Source organism: Streptococcus caprae (assembly GCF_042649745.1).
GTDB lineage: Bacteria > Bacillota > Bacilli > Lactobacillales > Streptococcaceae > Streptococcus > Streptococcus caprae.
Genome location: NZ_JBHRZV010000052.1, coordinates 123,345 through 144,515, shown reverse-complemented (window position 1 = coordinate 144,515; position 21,171 = coordinate 123,345). Strand labels below are relative to the sequence as shown.

The following is a 21,171-nucleotide window of genomic DNA, read 5'->3' as shown; positions in this document are numbered from 1 at the left end:
GATTCTCTCCTTAATCTAGGGTTTCCCAGTCAAAATTCTCTGCTTCTTTTTTAAGCAAGGCCTTGGCATTAGACAATTTCTGCGTCATTTTGACAAAGAGGCGGAAATCATCGAAAATAGCATCCAGTTTTTGGCTGGTTTCAATGTCATTGAGGTTGCCGTCAGAGCCAAAGGCTTGAAGAGAATGAGACAGCAAGAACTCATCTGGCAAAACGGTCGCCTTGAGTTCAGGAGCATTGAGAATTTGACGCAGTTGCAATTGGGCGCGTGAAGACCCGAGTGTTCCGTAGGAAGCACCTGTAATCATAACAGGTTTATTAAGCATTGGGTAGACACCATAAGACACCCAAGCCAAGGCATTCATTAAGACTGCAGGAATAGAATGGTCATATTCAGGTGTACCGATGATCACGCCATCTGCTGCTTCGATTTTTTCAACTAATTCTTGGACAATTTCTGGTAATTCTCGGTTGGCCGGCTTGTTAAAGGTTGGCAATTCTTTAATTTCGATAAGCTCGATTTCAGCCTTGTCAGCAAAATGGTCTTGCATGTATTGTAAGAGTTGACGGTTGGTGGACTTAGCTGAGTTTGTCCCCACAATTCCAATGAGTTTCATAGGCTCTCCCCTTATTTAAAATGATTTTAATTTGCACACTATTATGATACCGTTTTCTCATGAAAATGTCAATTGAAAATCATAAGTTTTCAAAACAGTCAACTATAATGCTTGAGTTTTATTTCACAATATTTTGTGAAATGACTGAAAATTAAGAGGATTTTTAGTAAAAAGTTTGTGAATAACTTGATTATTTAAGCAGATACAGGTAGAATAAATCTTATCTTTTTAAAAGTGACTGATTAACATTGTGAGGAAAATTATGATTCGTATACTTCTTGTTATTAGCGGAACGATCAGCTTGGCTGTCGGTATTGCAGGTATAGTTTTACCACTCGTTCCTACTACGCCCCTTTTATTGTTGGCTGGATACTGTTTTGCTAAAAGTTCTCCGCGTTTTGAAAAATGGCTCAAAGGAACTAAGGTTTATCAGTTTTATGTAGCCGACTATGCGGAGACCAAGAGTATTAGCAGAGAACGTAAAAAGAAAATTATAGTTCAGATTTACATTCTTATGGGGATCTCAATTTGGTTTGCCCCTCTTCTCCCTATTAAAATTTTTCTCTTTTTCATGACTATCTTTATTACTTATCAAATTTTCAAGGTTATACCGGATAAGGAGTAAATCCTTAAGTGTCAATCTTGAGTTTCTATCTCTAAAAAACTTCTCTTAAATTGGGAGAATTAAGAAAGCATACTCACACTAAATTTCATAAGATGATACAGCTTAACTGAGATATATGGGACTTGACTATGAAACCCCTAACGATGAATGATTTTGGAAGAGTACGAAATCATCATTGACCTTCAATCATTCCATCGATATGGATTAGAATCAAAAAAACAATGAGAGTAAATTAAATAACCTCATTGTTTTTTTGATGTTGAGTTTTTGACGAAATGATACATTTAAAACTAGATTAAACTGCTTCTTCCGTCAAAAATCTAGTACGGACTTTTATATTTATAGTAAACAAATTCCAGCTGCCAACAGTGCGCTGATAATGCTGAAGAGTGATCCGATAAGGTAATACTCTGCAAAGGCTGGGCTTTCGGAAATTTTATTATACCTAGCAATCGATTTTGCTGTAAAAATCAAGCCAATGGAAGCAAATTGCCCAAAGAAAATGCAAATTCCGATGGCTAGTCGCTCCAAAAAGCCAATTGTAGCACCTGCTCCAGGAATGGTATCCATTTTTTCTACATCTTCAGGCTGAAAACGCCTGAAAAAAATGCGAAAGGCAACGTTAGTGGGCTTACTAATCAATAGCAAAAAGAGAATAAACAGGAGTATAGGACTGGAGCACCATTCTGGCAAGTTACTATTGCTATGGTAGGTAGACAGCCCAAATATAATCCCTAAATGCAAGATTTGGTCAATGGCAAAGCTAGTAGCTTGACTCAGATTGAACAGTTTTCGAACATATGGTTTGAGAAAGTCGATACAGGCATGACTTATCAGAACTAATAAAAGCGTCAACCAGAGCCCTTTTCCTATACAAAAAATAAGGAACAGAGGCAAGGCGACCCAAAAAAGATGAATTTTCAAGAAATAAGAATCTTGTTCCTTCTTATCTGCAACCGTTTGACTCTGTAAGTGAAAATCTGATAGGAAGTGACAAATGAACAGCAAAGTTAAGACTGGATTTGCCATTAAATAATGTGATAAACCAGTCATTTAGATTACCTCCCTTACGCAAGAACTCATAAGATGAAGTGCTGAATTACGGGATCTCAAATAAACCTTTAGATTGCTACTTTTCAAACGCTTAGAAAGTGCGCTTGAGGTTAGGGAAACTCTATTCCCCAGCTCTTGTTGGTCAAAGTGTTCCTCGTAGGTCCCTATATCAAGCAAGGCATGAAGAAGACTTGCCTGGCTCTCTCGCCAGTTTGATTTGATGGCTTCACTTGCAGAAATCAGACTATTAATGATTTCTTGAGCCTCTTTATCAGCTAAGCGTACACAGACTTGCGTGTTGCCGTAATCATTTTTTTGATGAACGTAGGTAATCGCCTCTCTAGCTAACCAATAGGCTGGTCCATCTGCTCCTATACTCAAGTCTGGGTTGATTTCAGTCAAAATCTCTCCCTGACCCACTCCGAATCTCAGATTAATGGATGGCAAACTAAAGCGAATAATATCAATGATATGAAAAATAGGTGCATCTAGGCTGAGTAAACCCTGAAATTCATCCCCCAGGGTAATAGAAAACTTAGATGCGATAACAGAACTATAGGTCTGATTTATAACATCTAAGCAATCTTGTAACTCTTTTTGATGCCTTCTACGTTCTGAAAGTTCTTTGGAATCAACGATATCTCCAATAATTGCAAAATAAGTCATATCAACACCTCTTCCAAAGTCTATTATAACAGACCAAAACAAAAAAGTCCATTATAACAGCATTATTTAATTTTTGCCATTATAGTGGACTTTTATAGACTAATGAACTACCTGTCAAGCATTGCTTATAAATTTAAATAGCTCTCTAAATCCGTCAATGCACGCTCAGCAATGGCTTCATAGCGGAGCTTCTTGTCACGGATACGCGGCCCTTCCAATTCCTTGATGATACCAAAGTTGACATTCATGGGCTGGAAGTGTTTGCTTTCGGTATGAGTGATGTAGTGTGGCAGGGCGCCAAGGGCAGTAGTCTCTGGGAAGACCACTTCTTCTTCACCACGGAAACGACGGACAGCATTGATACCAGCTACAAGGCCAGAGGCAGCAGACTCCACATAACCTTCCACGCCAGTCATCTGACCAGCAAAGAAGAGATTTGGATTCTTGCGGGTCGCAAAGGTCTGTGTGAGTAGGTTTGGAGAATCCATGTAGGAATTGCGGTGCATAACGCCATAGCGGACAAACTCTGCGTTTTCAAGGCCCGGAATGAGCTGGAAGACCCGCTTCTGCTCGCCCCATTTGAGGTGGGTTTGGAAACCAACGATATTGTAGAGGCTACCAGCCGCATTATCCTGTCGGAGCTGCACAACAGCGTAAGGCGTCTTGTACTCCCCATCACGTGGGCCCTTGTAGTCTTCTGGATATTCCAGACCAACTGGCTTCATGGGGCCGTAGAGCATGGTCTTGATGCCACGCTTAGCCATGACTTCAATCGGCATACAGCCTTCGAAGTATTTTTCCTTCTCAAAGGAATTGAGAGGTGCTTCTTCTGCCGTAATGAGTGCTTCGTAGAAGGCAGTAAACTGCTCCTTATTCATTGGGCAGTTGAGATAGGCCGCTTCGCCCTTATCATAACGGGACTTGAGGTAGACCATGTCCATGTTAATGGTATTGACATCGACGATTGGCGCAGCCGCATCGTAGAAATAAAAGCCGTCTCCACCATTGAGCTCGTGAATCTTGCTAGCCAGGGCATCGCTGGTCAATGGACCTGTCGCAATGACGGTAATGGCATCTTCTGGAATCTCTGTGATTTCCTCACGAACGACTTCAATCAGCGGATGGTCATAAATAGCCTGCGTTACCGCTTCTGAAAACCCTTCGCGGTCAACTGCAAGGGCGCCACCAGCTGGAACGCGGTGGGCTTCTCCTGTCTTCATAATCAGGGAGTCCATACGGCGCATTTCTTCCTTAAGGAGACCAACAGCGTTAGTTAAGCTATCGCCACGGAAGGAATTTGAGCAGACCAACTCCGCAAAGTTGTCTGTCTTGTGCTGGGGAGTCGGCTTAACACCCCGCATTTCATAGAGCTTCACTGGAATGCCACGCTTGGCAATCTGGTAGGCAGCTTCAGAGCCAGCCAAACCAGCTCCAATCACATTAATATAAGTTGGTTGAGACAATCACGAATACCTCATTGCTAGGAAAGCCTAGCTTAATCTTTCTAGTTAAATTACTGGTCTATTATAACAAAAAAGTCTACTAGAACGAAAATTTATTACTTTTCCAATCATAGTAAACTATTTAAATTTTAATTTCTACTTTATTTACAGATAATCGATTTAATCGGTTCAAAAGTCTTTCGATGAATAGAAGTTACCCCAAGTTTATCCAGCCCCTCAAGGTGCTTGGCAGTACCGTATCCCGCATTGTTTGAGAAATCATATCCAGGAAATTGAGCATCATAGTCACTCATTATGTGGTCCCGCGTCACCTTAGCAACAATAGACGCTGCAGCAATAGACAGACTATTGGCATCTCCCTTAATGATGGATTCTTGAGGGAGACTTAACTCCAATTTCATCGCATCAATTAGGAGGGCCTGAGGTTGAGGATGTAGTTCCTTCACTGCTGCTAACATGGCCAATTTAGTTGCTTCATAGATATTAACCTGGTCAATGACATCATTATCCATAATTCCAATCCCAACGGCTAGAGCTTGTTCCATAACAGCTGTATACATGGCCTCGTGCTTGCTCTTAGGAATCTTCTTGCTATCGTTGAGACCTTTTATCTTACAATTTTTAGGGAGAATCACGGCTGCTGCGACGACTGGACCAGCAAGTGGCCCACGGCCAACCTCATCGATACCGGCGATGTAATCATAGCCTTGAGCATAGTAGTTTTGTTCATAGCGGAGCATAGTCTCAAGTCGCTGCTCTTCATCTTGTTCAGCCTTGATTGCCTTGCGACGTTGCTTGATGGCTGTCTGCACACCTGCTCTGCTATCTACTTCAAACTCAGCCCAATGAGAATCATCTAGACTAGTCAATTCAGCTAATTTAGCCTTTATCTCTTTAATCGTTGCCATCTAAATCACTCACTCGGTCCAAGGTATAGAGCCCAAGCTTACCGTCCCGGACTTCCTTGACAAAAAGGTTATAAAAACGGTCATAATCATCTCTAAAGCCGAGTTTCTTTGTCCATTCCATGATTAATTCAGGAGTTTCCATCTCCAAATCAATCCCCTTAAATCGCTCTTCTAAACGCTTGGGATACTGTTCTTTAAAATAATCAAGACCAAAAATTGTTACCTCATCCATAGGCAGGAGTTGATCCTTAATAGCCCCAGTCAGAGCCAGTTTAAGGCCGACCAACTGATCTTCAAATTTCGGCCAGAGAATCCCTGGCGTATCCAAAATTTCAAGATCCTTATTAGTCTTAAGCCATTGTTGTCCCTTGGTTACCCCGGGTTTATTACCGACAACTGCAATTTTCTTACCCGCCAAACGGTTCATGAGAGTTGATTTCCCAGCGTTAGGAATTCCAATAATCATGGTCCGTAGAGTTTCTTTTCTTATGCCACGTTCACGGAGACGCAAGATTTTGTCGCTCATTAACTCTTTGGCTGCATCAGTTACTTTTTTGACAGTAGACTGTTCCTTTGAGTTGATGCACAAGGTTTTAATGCCTTGTTTCTCGTAATAGCTCTGCCATTCCTTAGTCAAAAGAGGATCAGCCAAGTCTGCCTTATTGAGAATAAGAAGTTTAGGCTTGTCACCGACAATCTTCGTTAGCATTGGGTTTTGACTGGACAAGGGCAGACGAGCATCTACTAAAATAGTCACAAAATCGACAAATTTTATATTCTCCTGTACTTGTCGACGAGCCTTGGACATGTGACCTGGAAACCATTGAATGTTAGCCATATTTTCCCCTTTCTCATACTTTCATATTTTACATTATATTATACCACACCAGGATAAGACTATTGGCAGGAATGTAAATTTTAATCAATTTAATTGGGAAAGGAGCTAGACAAAAACTCAACTCTCAGTCTTTCTTTTGAAAAAATACTCTAAAAGGCATAGTATCATCGTTTTTAACAACGTAATTCTATGCCTGTTACTATATTCTAGACTTTTTTAAATCAAGCCTAATGTTTCAAAAGAATTGTACAGTCCATCGTGTTCCACATCATCGGTTATCATATCTGCCATCGCTTGAATTTCAGGGCCTCCATTGCCCATTGAGACGCCAATGGCGCAGTATTCCAACATGGGAATATCAATTTTAGCATCACCAAAAGCAATGGTATCTTCTTTGGAATGTCCTATATGCGCGAGTAAAACATCAATAGCGTGTGCTTTGTCAATGCCTTTTATTCCTAAATCACCAAAGAGAGCTGTTTCTCCGCGACCACCCCAAGTATTGGCAACTAGTTGAGGAAAGGCTTATTTGGAGTCCAAATAAGCCTGATAGGAAGATAATATAAAGCTAATTTTATTCAAATCATCACGATAGAGTTCTTCTCCAAAAACCATCCCGTGAATGACATCATCGGCTTCTAAATTCTCTACCTGCTCTTTTGTCATGCCCTTACCAAGCATATAAGTTTGCAACACGGTCTTTCCCTTTTCGCGGAAATGCTCGCTCGCAAAAAGTCCATTATTGCTTTCTAAATAGAACTCTAATCCCCTTTCATGAAGCCAATCGACCACTGCTATTGCATCTTCTTTGGAAATCAGTTGGTGCATGACAACTTGCCCATGATGTTCGACATAAGAACCATTGCCACCCCAATCATACCATCAATACCAATATCCCAAATCGCTTCTTGCATCTCTGCTCGACTACGCCCCGTACAAGCATAAACCAAATGTCCGTTTTCTCTTGCCTTTCTAATAGCAGTCACAGCACTATCTGGAATACGATTGTGATAGTCCACCAAGGTTCCATCAACATCTAAAAATACAACTTTTGTCACCTGTTATCCTCCTTTTTAAATGGATATACCTTAAAATCTTCTGAGGGAAGAATCAATTCAATCAGCGATAACGCATCACCACCTAGTTCCCATTTCATAATCGCACAATTACTAAAGCGAACACCCGGTGGAAACTGGATGTTCAATAACTGCACCAAACCCCACATAGCCGCCCCATGACTGACAAATAGACACTCACCCTCGTGCTGTGCCATTGTATCTACCAAGGTTTTGTGAACACGCTCCCCCACTTTGACGATGTCTTCTCCACCATAAGGCACGAGTAAATCTTCAAAAGAGTTAGAACCAGGGCGATGTTTTGGCAGTAACATCTCCGCCTGTGCTTCAAAGATTCCAAAGTTCATTTCCTTTAACCCTTTTAGTTGGGTGATGCAATCTGTCTGCGCAACAATTTTGGCAGTATCTGTTGCTCTCTCTTGAGTGGAGCTATACACTGCCTCAAAATGAAAATTTTTCTGCTTAAAATATTCCGCGACCTCTTGAGCCTGCTCAATTCCTTTTTCGGTTAAAGGAGAATCACATGCTCCTTGAACACGTTTTTGTGTATTAAACAGAGTTTCTCCATGTCGCATGACATAAAAAGTTTTTGTCATTTACCTACCTCTTTCTCCCAATCGTTTTTACGTTCTAAAACCTCCAAAACTCATACCATCTGGAAATTCTTCTGCTACATTTTCCAATCTAGTTCTTTCTAATACGGGCTTTATCCATGTCAACTCACCAAGTTAAAAAAGAAGAAGGTGACACCTGCCACCTCTTCCTAAATGATTATTTGTATCTGAGTTTATACACTAAGATAATCCCTGAAAGAGTTGCCGAAATGGCATTTGCAATGACCAAGGCATTATCTTTTATCATGAGCCCGTGTGTCAACCACAAGAGCATACCTGTCACAGACATGAGATACATGCCCAAGGAAATAGAGGTTGTATCCTTGGTTTGAATGACCCGTATCACCTGAGGCACAAAGCCAAAAGTGGTTAAAAAGGCAGCAATAAATCCAATCATTTTATCCTTTCCTATCTATTGTTTTCAACGAACAAGATGTTTACCTTAAAATGCTTATCCACTATGGATGTAAAATGCACAAAAGGTTATTCTTCTAAAGCTTTTTGTCCATTACTTGCAATGACATCCTTATACCAATAGAAGGAATCTTTTGGAGTGCGGTCAAACGTTCCATTGCCAGCATCGTCCTTATCTACATAGATAAAGCCATAGCGCTTGCGCATTTCACCTGTTCCTGCTGAAACGAGGTCGATACAGCCCCATGTCGTATAAGCAATCAAATCCACACCATTTTCAATGGCAGCACCCATGGCTTTGATATGCGCTCTATGGTAGTCAATCCGATAATCATCGTGAATAGAACCATCTTCTTCGACCGTGTCAAATGCACCTAAGCCATTTTCAACAACCATCATTGGAATTTCATAGCGGTCGTACATCTTTTCAAGGTAATATTGCAAACCAGATGGATCGTGTGCCCAGCCCCAATCAGAATAAGTCAAGTAAGGATTTTTTGTTCCATGTGAGAAGTTCCCGCCTACTAAATCTTCCCCTGTATGGGTTGTGACGTTATTGGTCATATAGTAAGAGAAGGTGTACATGTCTACCTTACCTTCACGAAGGTCAATTAGATCCTGCTCTGTAATATCTAGCTCAACATTGCGTTCTTTCCAAAGACGTTTCGCAAAGGTTGGGTATTTTCCTTTAGCTTGAACATCCCCACAATAGTAGATATTTTGCTGCCACTTGTGTTCGTTGAGCAAGATATCCGCTGGGTCACAGGTAGCTGGATAATACGTAATACCACAAATCATATTTCCCACTTTATAGTCAGGATCGATTTCATGGGCTAATTTTACTGCACGGGCACTGGCTACAAATTGATAGTGAAGGTGCTGATAGGCATCTTGATAGGCCTTATCTGGAACATTGTCCCCACCAAACTCCATAAACATAATCGTCCCGTTGATTTCGTTAAAGGTGAGCCAGTATTTCACAAGACCTTTATACTCTTTGAAAATAGTCTCCGCATATCGTACATAAAAATCAATCAATTTACGATTGGTCCAGCCACCATAGCGCTCTTCAAGCGATAATGGCGTGTCAAAATGCCAGATAGAAACGAGTGGCTCAATTCCGTATTTGCGACATTCCTCAAAGACAGAACGGTAGAAATCCAGACCTGCCTGATTTGGCTCAGCATCATCACCATTTGGGAAAATACGAGCCCAAGAGATGGACAAGCGAAAGACACTGTAGCCCATTTCGGCAAAGAGTTTAATGTCTTCTTTGTAACGGTGATAAAAATCAACACCATCATGATTTGGATAATAATAATCCTCTAAAACCGCAAATTTAGCTCCTTCAGGAATATGCCCCATATGTCCCATGGAAGCCACTTTCCCTGGTTTGCCATCTTTATCAATAAAGGTGGTATAACGCGGAGTGTCTACAGAACCACCGGTTGTCACATCTGTCTGTACCAAACCGCGGCCATCTACATTATAAGCTCCTTCTGCCTGATTGGCGGCAATAGCCCCACCCCATAAAAATCCTTTGGGAAATGTTGTACGTGTCATAATGTTCCCCTTTTAATATATCATATTGTCGTTGTTGTTAAAATAGAAGCATCCTATGGGTGTAGGACGCTTATCTATTTATCTCATTGATTAAGAAATTGCAGAACTCTGTGCATTTTCCTGCTCTTCTTTGAGCAATTTGTTGTCGTAAGACTTGAAGAATGGGAACCATACAGCACCAGCTGCCAAGACACAGACAATAGCTAGAATACCTGCCTTAATGTCACCACCAGAACCGATGAAGGCACCCAAACCTGCTGGAGTTGGCCATGGAGTTTGAACAATAGCTTTGTTTGCAAAACCAGAAGATACTCCAAGATAAGAAATGATAACTGTAACAAGCGGTGCTGTCAAGAATGGAATGGCCAATGTTGGATTGTAAACGATTGGCAAACCAAAGATGAGAGGTTCATTAATGTTGAAGAGTGCTGGACCAAGTGAAGCACGACCAAGCATTTTCAATTGTTCAGACTTAGCTGTAAATGCCATGAGCAAGCAGAGTACGAGTGTTGCACCAGAACCACCAATTGTGATATAAGCATTTGTGAACTCACCTGCTGCTGCATAGGAAGCGCCATTTACGTTTTCAGCCATGTTAGCCAAAAGGATAGGGTTAACAAGCCCCATAACGATGTTGGCACCGTGGATACCTACCAACCACAAAGCATGTACAAGGAAGTAAATCACCAAGAGACCTGGAAGTGTGTCTACTAGGTTTGTAACGAATCCGAACGGAATCGCAACCACTTTATAAATATCTGTACCGAAGAAAATAAAGATACCTTGGATTACGATAACAGTAATCGCTACTACAAATGCTGGAATCAAAGCTGTAAATGAACGAGAGACTCCTTCTGGAACTGCTTCAGGCATTTTAACAACCCAGTTCTTTTTCACACAGAGACGGTAGAGTTGCACTGCCAAGATAGACATCAAGATAGCAGTAAAGAGACCAGAAGTAGACAGACGTGCCAAGCTATCGCCACCAACTGTCCAACCACCAATTGTGGTTTCACCTGTCACTGCTGTCATCATGCCATCTTTCCATACCAATTCTGGAATGGTCATGAAGAAGGCAAACACAGCAAGGATACCACCATTCAGTGGGTTCAAGTTCAATTCTTCTTCTTCTACGTAAATTTTAGTATATTCATATCCGATAACAAGTGCAAAGTACAGAGAAAGAATCCCCATTGAACACTTATAAGCTAAGAGAGTTAAGGCCGCAAATTTGTCAAATGAAGCTGCCCAAATCCCTTCTAAAATTGGGAAGGCTTGAGGAAGTACTCCCAATACCAAGAATGCTGACCCTACGATAGTCAAGGGAATAGAAGCCATACCGGCTGCTACGATGGCACGGACTGGACGGAAAGTAGAGACTTTCGCCATAGGGCCCATGACATATTTTTCTAAAAATCCAAACATTTATCATTTCCTCCTTATTGTATTTTTCAATAAAAAATGTTGGTAAGGTTAGGTAATGGATGCCAGATAGGTCTGGATCCGTTTGTACTGCTTGTCGCTCTTACACCGAATCTGCCGAAGACGAGACAAGATTCCAATGGAAAGTAATATGCCACACAGTTGCAAAATCAAAACTGCTAGTAGACTGGAGAGCGATTGCTTCAGCAGTGGGAAAAAGGTTGTGTAGTGACCAAGAACGCTCAGAAGCACAAGCAACACATTTACGACGATAATCATCTTGTAAAAAATAGTTGCCATTTTTGCTTCTCGCTGATCACGGGTGTTCATCAGTGCCATCTCCCACATCGTCAAAGCTGCTCCTATTAAGAGAGACAAGGGAAGTATGAAGAGGTATAGGGGAGCACCTTCTGTAAAAAGCATCAGAAACCAGTATAGGTTGATAAATAAGAGAAGAGCTGTCGCATAGCGAACCACTAAATAACGATTGTAGTACATATTTGTGATAGCCGATTCTCTACGTCTTGCTTCTAAGTCCTTTTTCTCCGCTTCTTGCATACCGTCCTCCTGTTTCAATGCTTAGGCATCTACTTTTTTATACAATTCTAGCATCTCAAGGGCCACTTCCCTCAAGGTCATGGATGTCATCAAATGGTCTTGAGCATGCACCATGATAATTTCGATTTTAATCTCTGTACCATTGGCATACTCGTGTAAGAGTTTCGTCTGTGCTTGGTGAGCCAATAGTAACTCTTCATTGGCAGCAGCCAATTTTTCTGCCGCTTCTTCATAATTGCCCTCACGCATGGCAGCAAAACCTTCGTGAACAATGGTTCTTGCATTCCCACTGTTTAGGATGATTTCAAATGCAGCGACTTGCAATTCTTCTGAATTCATAATCTACCTCCCGTTTTCTGTTAAAAATAATTTCCTAAATTCTTCAAAACTATTGCAGTTTAAAAGAGCTTCTTGCCTCTCTGGATTATCAACTAAGTCAACGATTCTGGCTGTTAGATGGGGCAGTCCTTCATTATCATAAACCGATAATGAAGGCAAAAATACGAACTGAATAGTTGGGTATTCTGCATTCCAATATAGCCCATCTTTTACCAGTGCAATCGCCATCCTATGGTGACGTCCCACGGGCTGAATCGGATGTGGAACTGCTATCTGTGGACTAAAAATGACAGAACTTAAACTCTCTCTTTGGTCCATCAGTTGCAACATACGTGCACCAAACTGATTATCTTCTTGAGGAGCTAGCGCCTGTACCATTGCTGCTAAAAGTCCATCTCTATCTATTGATGGATAGATAAAAAAGGTATCTTCTGAACAATATTCATCAAATATTTCCTGAAGGTCATATTTTGGTGTTGACATGTCCACTTCATTTGCTTGGCTTTTACTTGTTGTCGTTTTTATTTCTTCCTTAATCATCCGAACCTCCTCTTCTTTGAGGAAGACAGAAACAGTATAAACTGGAATATTGAAAATTAAGTTCGATAAATCAATAGATGAAATAATAAAGTCAATATTTTCTAATTTCTGGTCATTGATTTCGTAATAGCCAATCACATCGACAATGGAAACAAGATTGCCAAGTTCATTTTCGATACGACTTTTGAGCATCTGGGCACTACCATAACCTGTCGCACAGATGACTAAGATGTTTTGTTTACTCTTTTCCTTGAATCGTTCAATAGATGCCAAGAAATGAAGAGCGATATAGGCCAATTCATCCTCAGATAAATGATACTCCCGAAACGTTGGAACAGCCTCCATTATTTGGCGAGTCATCTCCAAACTCTCTTTGTAGTTCGTTTGAATATCTCTTAGTAGAGGATTTTCCAAGATAATCTTATTGTTTAAGCGGACGAATAAGGTTTCCAAATGTGTTACTAGTCCCTCGATCAACTGGAAATCCTGCTGAAAAGTATGAGAGAAAGGTTGTCCCACTACATCTACAGCCTGTATCAGTTCTGCTCGCAGTCGTTCTTCTAATCGGCTTGAAACCAACCGATCACCTTTCCCCTCATTTCCTTTGGCAATCAAGTGCAAGGTGATATAGTCAATTTCTTCTGCCGGAATAGAAATTCCTGTTACAATTTCAACTCGGTTAATGATTCGCTTGGCGATTTTTCGACTTTTGCAATCTTTGATATCCTCAATATTGTCTAATTGATTGATTTGAAAGCCTTCAGATACACGTCTGAGCGCCAAGGCGATATGAATAATCAAGTTCTGAATGACGAAGTCTGATAGTTTGAGTGCGCCTTCACGACACTCATCTAAGACAATGATCATCAGTTCTTCAAAAGTAATTTTTTGCTGAAAAAATGCACTGTCAATATACTGATGAAGCGTATTAACAAAGCGATTATCAAAGAAGTAATCCATAATAAAACGTCGCTTATTTCGCTCTGTTCCAGAGACAAAAACTCCTTTGTTCGCCTTGCTTTCAATCTTCAAATCGTAACGCTCGAATTGTTGACGAATTTTTTTGAAATCAGCAGACAAGGTCGAGCGACTGACAAAGAATTCCTCTGCCAAATCATCAAAGTACACTTCTTCTTGCTCAAAGAGTAGTTTGTTCAAGATATAAGAAACTCTGTCTTCCATGTCTGCCTTGCCATAATGCGCCAGGCGATGATCTTCCAGCTGAAAATCCTCTAAAAAAGTCTGAAACTGCTGATAGTCATTGATTTGCAGTTGGTAACCTTGACCAGGCTTAGAGACAATTTCCACACCTGGATATGTGTCTAATTCATCATGAATATGTCTAGCATAGGTTCGGACAGTTCGATCAGAACAAGACAGTTGCTCGACAATCTCATGACTGGTGACGAACCGTTCTTTTTCTTGTATCAAATAAAGAATGAGTTGCTTTTCTTTCTTATTGAACATGCCTGCCTCCGATTTGTTTGCTAGACACTATTATATACGATTTTGAAATTAAATGTTTTCTTTCACCAAAGCTGCCATTTTTTCAATCCCCATTGGAATTGGAATGTAGGCTTGTGGTGGGATTTGAACAATCGGTTTGTTCAATTTAGCGGCTGCATCTGCCAACTCTTTAAAGTTCATTTTTGTTTGTGGACTAACAAGATATAGGTCAAATTTGTCCGCTTGAATTTCCCGTTTTCCTTCTGGAACACCACGTGCATCCATAAAGATATCTACTCCTTGCTCTTGAAGCAAATTCATTGTCTTTTTAGCAATAAGAGAAGAGGACATTCCTCCGGCACAGATAATTAAAGCTGATTTTGTCATGATACAAAACTCCTTTTTTATTTTTTGTAACTGCTTACAAACTCATTATAGAGCATTTTACCTCCATTGTACATAGGAACTTTTTCCGCAGTGGAAAGGGAAAAAATCCCCTGATGCGGAAATTTTTTGTTTGCTAGTGTATATTTTCCGCAAATCACAAAACAGAGAGTAAGAAAACCGACATACCGTCACAATCTTGCGATTTGACTTTTTTACTCCATTTTTAGCCCGAACCTTAGCCATAGACAGGCGAGCAAACTCTTTTTTCACTTATTAAGTTCTGTCCTACTTCCAGAATCCCCAATCTGTCAGGGTATTTCTAGATTTACAAAATAAGTCAAGAAGACCTGCCTCTTGCTTAGGTACGCGACAATAAAATAAAGAGACTAGGACTTGGTCCCAGCCTCGAATCTTATTAAATTGGTATCCGCATCAGACCGCCTGAAATGGCAAATGCGCTTTTCTTTAAGCCGCACTCTTTGACAATCAGGTCTTGCAGCATCACATCATTGATGGTGCTATGGACAACAACGACTTGATCATCAAGCTGGCGTTCAACTGTAATATACTCCTGAAAAACAGGTAGGCTTAAATCTGGTAATGTTTCTTTAAAATGAATGACATATCTCCAAGTACCGTTCTTTGTCATTTCATTCTCCTCTCTAGCCATTATGGCATCCGAATAATATGATCTGTCACATGGAAAGCATCTAGTGATAGCTGACTTTCTGTCGAAATAATTTTACGTAATCGAGTATCATTGACCTTACTGGTGATGACAACTGTGCCATCTTCGGTGACGTGTTCCACCGTAAAGTAGTCCTGAAAGACAGGTGTTGTCAAATCAGGCGACGTGACTCCCTTTTTGAAGTGAATGTAATAAGTCCAAGACTTATTACATTTTTCCAAGTCTTTCTCAATAAATAAACTAAATAGGCAGGCATCACAAATATTATAAAGGACATCATTAAGTAATAAATAAAGTTATCCATCATTTCCCTCCAAAAATGAAATATCGTCATTATAAGAAGACTGGTGGGTCGCTATGGCAGGGGTAGCCAGACTGGCTACAAATAGATTGGAATCGCATACAATCCCTCCTTATGGCATATATTATACTCTTTTTTTAGTATTTGTAAACCAAAAAATGCTTTATTTTTTTGAATTTCTGAAAAAGTTTTTGCACAAAAAATATGTAAATAGTGTCCGTTTGAGACATGCTTCGTCTTCCTTGCCTAGCTATTAAAAAAGAAACATCGAGCTGACTATAGCGACCCGATGTTTCCATCTTATTTCAGGCTTGCACCATTGGTTGCAATGACTTCCTTGTACCAGTTAAAGGATTTTTTCTTAGAACATTTAAGGGTTCCATTGCCATAGTTATCACGGTCCACATAGATGAACCCATAGCGTTTCTTCATTTCGCCTGTTCCTGCTGAAACAAGATCAATTGGTCCCCACATTGTATAGCCTAAGATTTCAGCTCCATCTTCATTGATAGCATCTCGCATGGCTTTAATATGCTCTTCTAGGTAGGCAATACGGTAGTCATCTTCTACATGGCCATTTTCATCTGGTGTATCAACAGCACCTAATCCATTTTCAACGACAAAGAGCGGCTTGCGATAGCGATCTGTCAAGTCATTGATCGTATTTCGAAAACCTAGTGGATCGATAGCCCAACCCCAATCTGTCGTTTTCAGGTAAGGGTTATGAGCTGTCCCCAAGAGATTTGCTTCTGTCTGGTCAGCAGGAACTGCTTCTGCTGCACGACTTGCATAATAAGAGAAGGAAACAAAGTCTACTGTATTCTCTTTTAGAAGCTCCAAGTCACCCTCTTCGATAGGAATAGTTAATCCTTCACGTTCGAAGAATTTCAAGGCATAACCAGGATACTCTCCGTGCGCCTGAACATCGATGAAGAAGTAATTTTCCCGGTCCTTATCAATAGCTGCTTTGACATCTTCTGATTTTGGTGTCAATGGGTAGAATTTCCCTGCAGCAATCATACAACCCACTTTATTTTCAGGATCAACTTCATGTGCAATTTTTGTCGCAAGAGCTGAGGCAACCAACTCATGGTGAGCTGCTGTATAAAGGACTTGATTTCTATTTTCACCCTCTTCAAAGACTACACCTGCTCCCATAAACGGTGCGTGGAGTAAGACATTAATCTCATTGAAGGTCAACCAATACTTGACCAATCCCTTGTAGCGATTGAACAACACTGTGACAAGATTTTCATAGAAGGTCAACATCTTACGATGGCGCCAACCACCATACTCTGTGACTAGATGCATTGGAATATCAAAGTCGGTAATGGTCACCAAAGGTTCAATACCATATTTTCGACACTCTTTAAAGACATTTTCATAGAATTGCAATCCAGCTTCATTTGGTGTCGCTTCATCAGCTTTTGGGAAGATACGAGACCAGGCGATAGAAAGACGTAAAGTCTTAAAGCCCATCTCTACAAAGAGTGCAATATCTTCCTTGTAACGATGATAAAAATCAATGGCTTCCTTAGCTGGATAAAAATGCTCATCGTCAAAGTTAAAGTGTTTCACTTGACCAGTAATAATTTTCATACGATCTGGCCCAACAGGTGAGACATCGACATTAGCTAAGCCACGCTCATCCACATTATAAGCACCTTCAAGTTGGTTGCAGCTGTCGCACCATCCCACAAAAAAACGTCTGGAAATGATAAGTTTTGAACCATTTAGTATATCCTCCATAAAATAATTGAAATTGTCATTTAACATGACATGTTAGTACCAATCAAAAAAACCCTTCGATTTGCAACTATCTTACAAGATTGCGCCATTACTAGTCGTCACTTGCTTGTACCAGTCGTAAGAATCTTTCTTAGAGCGCTCAAGTGTGCCATTGCCTTCATTGTCACGGTCAACATAGATGAAACCGTAGCGCTTTTTCATCTCACCAGTCGTAAAGGACACGCAGTCGATACAGCCCCAAGGCGTGTAGCCCCACAGCTCTATACCATCTTCATTGATGGCTTTTTCCATTTCCTGAATATGGCTGCGCAGGTAGTCGATGCGGTACTGATCATGGACAGAGCCATCTGCTTCTTTGACATCGATAGCCCCAAAGCCGTTTTCTACGATAAAGAGTGGCTTTTCATAGCGCTCATAAAAGGCGTTAAGGGAATAGCGAAGTCCCACAGGATCAATCGCCCAGCCCCAGTCCGAAGCCTTGATGAAGGGGTTGACGACACTGTATGGATTAGAGGCTTCAATAGCATCTGATACATCGCTCTGTTCTTTTTGCGAATCAACGACATTGCTCATATAGTAGCTAAAGCCAATATAGTCGACAGTGCCTTCTGCCAAAACCACCTTATCCTCCTCAGTGATAGGGATTTTGAAGCCCTTGCGTTCAAACATCTTGAGGCTATAGGCTGGGTAGTGCCCACGGACCTGCACATCACAGAAGAACCAGCGGTCGTGCATGGCTTGATTGGCCAAGAGGATATCCTCTGGACGACAAGAATAAGGGTAGATAGGCACCATGGCAATCATATTCCCAATCTTAAAGTCTGGATTGATTGCCTTACCAATCTTAACAGCCTTGGCTGAGGCAAGCAAGGTATGGTGGGCACAGATGTACATAGCTTCTTCTGGATTGTCATAATCTCCGAAATGAGCACCCGAGTTTGTCCAACCAAAGATATCGTTGTGGTAGTTCATCTGGTTGTTAATTTCATTAAAGGTCATCCAGTACTTGACCTTAGCCTTGTAGCGCTTGAAGACAACTTCCGCAAACTTGACAAATTGGTCCACCGTATCACGACTCATGAATCCACCATTTTTCTTGGCTAATTCGTACGGCATCTCAAAGTGAGAAAGAGTGATAACGGGCTCAATACCGTACTTCAAGAGTTCATCAAAGACATCATCGTAGAATTGAAGCCCCTCTTCATTTGGCTCCGTTTCAAAGCCCGTCGGGAAAATCCGCGACCAGGCAATCGAAGTCCGGAAACACTTAAAACCTAAATCCGCAAACATGGCAATATCTTCCTTGTAGCGGTGGTAGAAATCAATCCCTACATGGTTAGGGTAGTAATTCCCCTCCACTAGACCATCTGTGATGATACGGGGAACACCGTGGGCACCAGCCGTCATCACATCAGCCACGCTAAGACCCTTAGAGGTTTCAAGAACACCACCTTCAAATTGGTGGGCAGCTAGGGCACCGCCCCAGAGGAAATTTTTTGGAAATGTCATTGTTTTCTCCTTTATTATATATTATTTTTATTAATTTTTTAAAATAGCATTGATAAGAGCAATCCTGCTAAACTAGCACCGATAGAACAAGATAGTATAATCGGTAGAGTCTTTTTGAAGCTCCGTCCCTGTAGTAACCCAAAAACTAAGATACCAATCGCTGTCGCTAATCCCATGTCTATAAAGACTAGACCACTCTGCTTGATCAAAGGACTAGGCAAACCGTGATTGAGGAGCCAGATGGGACCAACGATAAGTGCGGCCGCTAAAAAACCACCCCAAGCTCGCCATTTATCGACTAATCGTCCCCAGAAAAGTAGGGCGCAAAAAGGAAGGATAAATCCACCTAACATGGTCAGGAGTGCCTCTTGTGCGGTCATGATTTTTGCCTCCTTTTAGTCAGAAGATGGGCAATACAACCCGCCAAAATCGCCCCTAGACTCATCCAAAATAAGGTTGGCAAGCTCCCAAAGACTGATGAAAAACCCTTATTTAGCAGATCCCTCATCAGTATAGCAAGCCCAACAGCCGCTCCCATATCTAAAGTTGCTGCTCTACTATCTTGATTAACCATTCCCTTATAGTACCAGACAGGAGCAATCACCACTATAGCGGCAACACAACCTGCAAAATAACCAAAGGGCGCTGCTACATAGTGCCAGATAGTTGGCACCAGAAATCCAGCCAAGAAATAGGCTAGAATGTTCTGCACTTTTTTCACATCAACCTCCTTTTATTGACAATTCTAGCTTACCATTTGTTATAATGGTTTTAAAGGGACTTTAGCCAATTTGAAACAGTGTTCTCAAATTGGCTTCAAAAGGAGCACCAAATTAAGAACGCGATTTCAAAAATGAAACAAGACTAGGAGAAAATCATGTTACTAATTGAAAAAATGGAAAATCTATCATTCTCTCACAGCGAGCAAGTGATTATTGATTACATTTTGGAACAAAAAATGGACATTGAGCACCAAACAACGACAGAAATTGCTGCTACTACTTTCTCATCAAAGTCTACTCTTGTTCGAACAGCACAGAAATTAGGATTTTCTGGTTGGCAAGAATTTAAAATGGCTTTCATCAAAGAACTGACTTATCTCAATAGCCATGTTTCTCAGATTGATGCCAATCTTCCTTTTCAAAAGACGGATAATATCCAGCAAATCGCCAATCAACTTGCTACCTTAAAAAAAGAAGTGATTGAAGACACTCAGTCACTCCTTTCTTATAAAACATTGAATAAAGCGATTAAAACACTATCTGAATCACAAACAATCCATGTTTTTGCAACCAGCAATAATAATCTTCTTCCCCTAACTTTCCAACAAAAGATGAGCCGAATTCGCCGTGATGTCCGAGTTCATTCCTTAGAAGGCGAACAATATTTTGATGCCTATCAAGCATTGCCGAATTCTTGTGCGCTTCTTATTTCCTATTCAGGTGAAACATCCTCGTTATTAAGAGTTGCCAAGATTTTACATCTGCAAGACATTCCAATCATTTTGTTGACAAGCATTGGTGAAAACTCTATTTCTGAATTAGCGGACTATCGTCTATTTATTTCTACCAAAGAAAAACTTTATTCCAAAATAGGAACCTTTACCACTGATGAATCCATTCTTTATTTGTTAGATGTTCTATACTCAGGGATTTTTGCTCTGCAGTATGATGAAAATCTCGCCTTCAAAATCGAAGCAGCCTCTTATATTGAAGCAAATCGGCAAGCTTCTTCCAGTATCATGGAAGAGGACATCCTCTAAAAATTCTCCTCATCAAACACCCCTTCTAAGCAATTATGTACTGATCCCAAAAAGTTGGACAAATAATTATTGCAAGGATTTAGTTCTGTATTGCACAGGGCTAAGTCCTTTTAAATTTGTTTTGATTCGTTTGTTGTTGTAGTAAAAAATGTAATCTGTAATAGCTTGTTCAAGTTCATCTAGTGATTGATATAACCTTTCAAATCCGTAGAACATCTCAGATTTAAGAATGCCAAAAAATGATTCCATCATACCATTGTCTGGGCTATTCCCTTTTCTAGACATAGAGGGCTGAATTCCCTTAGAATCAAGGAAACAATGATAACTATCATGTTGATATTGCCAGCCTTGATCACTGTGAAGGATAGTGGCTTTATAAGACTCATCTGGAAATGCTTTTTCAAGCATAGTCTGAACCTGCTTCAAGTTCGGCGAACGTGACAAGGTAAAGGCAATGATTTCACTATTGTAGCCGTCAAGAACAGGTGACAAATAGAGTTTCCCCTCAGCGTTCGGTAAAGTAAATTCCGTCACATCCGTATAACACTTCTCGTACGGTTTAGAGCCCTTAAATTGACGTTGAATCAGGTTATCAGCTTTCTTACCAACTTCACCCATGTAAGAGGAGTATTTA

22 protein-coding genes and 2 pseudogenes are annotated in these 21,171 nt (G+C 40.7%); 2 read left to right on the top strand and 22 right to left on the bottom strand.

What is annotated here, in order from left to right:
* Positions 1–10: 10 nt before the first annotated feature.
* Positions 11–616 (bottom strand): NADPH-dependent FMN reductase, encoded by a 606-nt coding sequence (locus tag ACFORF_RS10110; protein WP_380427851.1) that lies wholly within the window; start codon positions 614–616, stop codon positions 11–13.
* Positions 617–878: 262 nt separating this feature from the next.
* Here ACFORF_RS10110 and ACFORF_RS10105 point away from each other — a divergent pair, with 262 nt between their 5' ends.
* Entirely contained in the window at positions 879–1,241 is a 363-nt protein-coding gene (locus tag ACFORF_RS10105) for a YbaN family protein (protein ID WP_380427850.1), read from the top strand.
* A gap of 339 nt (positions 1,242–1,580) precedes the next feature.
* Here the strand turns inward: ACFORF_RS10105 and ACFORF_RS10100 are convergent, their stop codons facing one another.
* The 20 genes and pseudogenes from ACFORF_RS10100 to ACFORF_RS10005 form a co-directional block, all read right to left on the bottom strand.
* Positions 1,581–2,294: a DUF3307 domain-containing protein gene (locus tag ACFORF_RS10100; protein ID WP_380427848.1), complete on the bottom strand. Its 714-nt coding sequence runs from the start codon at positions 2,292–2,294 to the stop codon at positions 1,581–1,583.
* Positions 2,295–2,960 (bottom strand): SatD family protein, encoded by a 666-nt coding sequence (locus ACFORF_RS10095; protein ID WP_380427846.1) that lies wholly within the window; start codon positions 2,958–2,960, stop codon positions 2,295–2,297.
* Positions 2,961–3,085: 125 nt separating this feature from the next.
* Positions 3,086–4,423 (bottom strand): methylenetetrahydrofolate--tRNA-(uracil(54)-C(5))-methyltransferase (FADH(2)-oxidizing) TrmFO, encoded by a 1,338-nt coding sequence (gene trmFO, locus ACFORF_RS10090; RefSeq protein ID WP_380427844.1) that lies wholly within the window; start codon positions 4,421–4,423, stop codon positions 3,086–3,088.
* Between the two features lie 140 nt (positions 4,424–4,563).
* Positions 4,564–5,331 (bottom strand): ribonuclease HII, encoded by a 768-nt coding sequence (locus ACFORF_RS10085; RefSeq protein WP_380427842.1) that lies wholly within the window; start codon positions 5,329–5,331, stop codon positions 4,564–4,566.
* Complete coding sequence (gene ylqF / locus ACFORF_RS10080) at positions 5,318–6,169, bottom strand: ribosome biogenesis GTPase YlqF (protein ID WP_380427840.1); 852 nt, start codon at positions 6,167–6,169, stop codon at positions 5,318–5,320. Before ylqF ends, ACFORF_RS10085 begins: the two co-directional genes overlap by 14 nt.
* Before the next feature lie 216 nt (positions 6,170–6,385).
* Positions 6,386–7,227 (bottom strand): annotated as a pseudogene (locus tag ACFORF_RS10075) (HAD family hydrolase).
* Positions 7,224–7,841, bottom strand: a complete 618-nt coding sequence (locus tag ACFORF_RS10070; RefSeq protein ID WP_380427838.1) for a histidine phosphatase family protein — start codon at positions 7,839–7,841, stop codon at positions 7,224–7,226. Before ACFORF_RS10070 ends, ACFORF_RS10075 begins: the two are co-directional and overlap by 4 nt.
* Before the next feature lie 175 nt (positions 7,842–8,016).
* A complete protein-coding gene (locus ACFORF_RS10065; RefSeq protein WP_380427836.1) occupies positions 8,017–8,256 on the bottom strand; it encodes a SemiSWEET transporter in 240 nt (79 codons plus the stop codon).
* Between the two features lie 86 nt (positions 8,257–8,342).
* Entirely contained in the window at positions 8,343–9,836 is a 1,494-nt protein-coding gene (locus ACFORF_RS10060; RefSeq protein WP_380427834.1) for a glycoside hydrolase family 1 protein, read from the bottom strand.
* Positions 9,837–9,926: 90 nt separating this feature from the next.
* A complete protein-coding gene (gene celB, locus ACFORF_RS10055) occupies positions 9,927–11,261 on the bottom strand; it encodes a PTS cellobiose transporter subunit IIC (protein WP_380427832.1) in 1,335 nt (444 codons plus the stop codon).
* A 48-nt stretch (positions 11,262–11,309) separates the two neighbouring features.
* Complete coding sequence (locus ACFORF_RS10050; RefSeq protein ID WP_380427830.1) at positions 11,310–11,816, bottom strand: hypothetical protein; 507 nt, start codon at positions 11,814–11,816, stop codon at positions 11,310–11,312.
* A gap of 21 nt (positions 11,817–11,837) precedes the next feature.
* Positions 11,838–12,155 (bottom strand): PTS cellobiose transporter subunit IIA, encoded by a 318-nt coding sequence (locus ACFORF_RS10045; RefSeq protein WP_380427828.1) that lies wholly within the window; start codon positions 12,153–12,155, stop codon positions 11,838–11,840.
* A gap of 3 nt (positions 12,156–12,158) precedes the next feature.
* Positions 12,159–14,162, bottom strand: coding sequence for a BglG family transcription antiterminator (locus tag ACFORF_RS10040; protein ID WP_380427826.1), 2,004 nt, complete (start codon positions 14,160–14,162; stop codon positions 12,159–12,161).
* Positions 14,163–14,210: 48 nt separating this feature from the next.
* A complete protein-coding gene (locus ACFORF_RS10035; protein ID WP_380427825.1) occupies positions 14,211–14,528 on the bottom strand; it encodes a PTS cellobiose transporter subunit IIB in 318 nt (105 codons plus the stop codon).
* A gap of 415 nt (positions 14,529–14,943) precedes the next feature.
* A complete protein-coding gene (locus tag ACFORF_RS10030) occupies positions 14,944–15,177 on the bottom strand; it encodes a hypothetical protein (protein ID WP_380427823.1) in 234 nt (77 codons plus the stop codon).
* Between the two features lie 20 nt (positions 15,178–15,197).
* On the bottom strand, positions 15,198–15,437 hold the full coding sequence (locus ACFORF_RS10025) for a hypothetical protein (protein WP_380427821.1): 240 nt from the start codon (positions 15,435–15,437) through the stop codon (positions 15,198–15,200).
* 380 nt (positions 15,438–15,817) lie between these two features.
* Positions 15,818–17,250, bottom strand: a pseudogene (locus tag ACFORF_RS10020) (6-phospho-beta-glucosidase).
* 88 nt (positions 17,251–17,338) lie between these two features.
* Positions 17,339–18,775 carry a 6-phospho-beta-glucosidase gene (locus ACFORF_RS10015; RefSeq protein ID WP_380427819.1) on the bottom strand — a complete coding sequence of 479 codons (1,437 nt, stop codon included), beginning with the start codon at positions 18,773–18,775 and terminating at the stop codon, positions 17,339–17,341.
* Positions 18,776–18,813: 38 nt separating this feature from the next.
* Positions 18,814–19,155, bottom strand: a complete 342-nt coding sequence (locus tag ACFORF_RS10010; protein WP_380427817.1) for a Lin0368 family putative glycerol transporter subunit — start codon at positions 19,153–19,155, stop codon at positions 18,814–18,816.
* A complete protein-coding gene (locus tag ACFORF_RS10005) occupies positions 19,152–19,496 on the bottom strand; it encodes a Lin0368 family putative glycerol transporter subunit (RefSeq protein ID WP_380427815.1) in 345 nt (114 codons plus the stop codon). The genes ACFORF_RS10010 and ACFORF_RS10005 overlap by 4 nt, the downstream gene beginning before the upstream one ends.
* 156 nt (positions 19,497–19,652) lie before the next feature.
* Between ACFORF_RS10005 and ACFORF_RS10000 the strand changes: the two genes are divergently transcribed.
* Positions 19,653–20,537 carry a MurR/RpiR family transcriptional regulator gene (locus ACFORF_RS10000; RefSeq protein WP_380427813.1) on the top strand — a complete coding sequence of 295 codons (885 nt, stop codon included), beginning with the start codon at positions 19,653–19,655 and terminating at the stop codon, positions 20,535–20,537.
* Between the two features lie 66 nt (positions 20,538–20,603).
* Here the strand turns inward: ACFORF_RS10000 and ACFORF_RS09995 are convergent.
* Positions 20,604–21,171: IS3 family transposase (locus tag ACFORF_RS09995; protein WP_380427812.1), on the bottom strand; the 568-nt coding region annotated here is incomplete at its 5' end.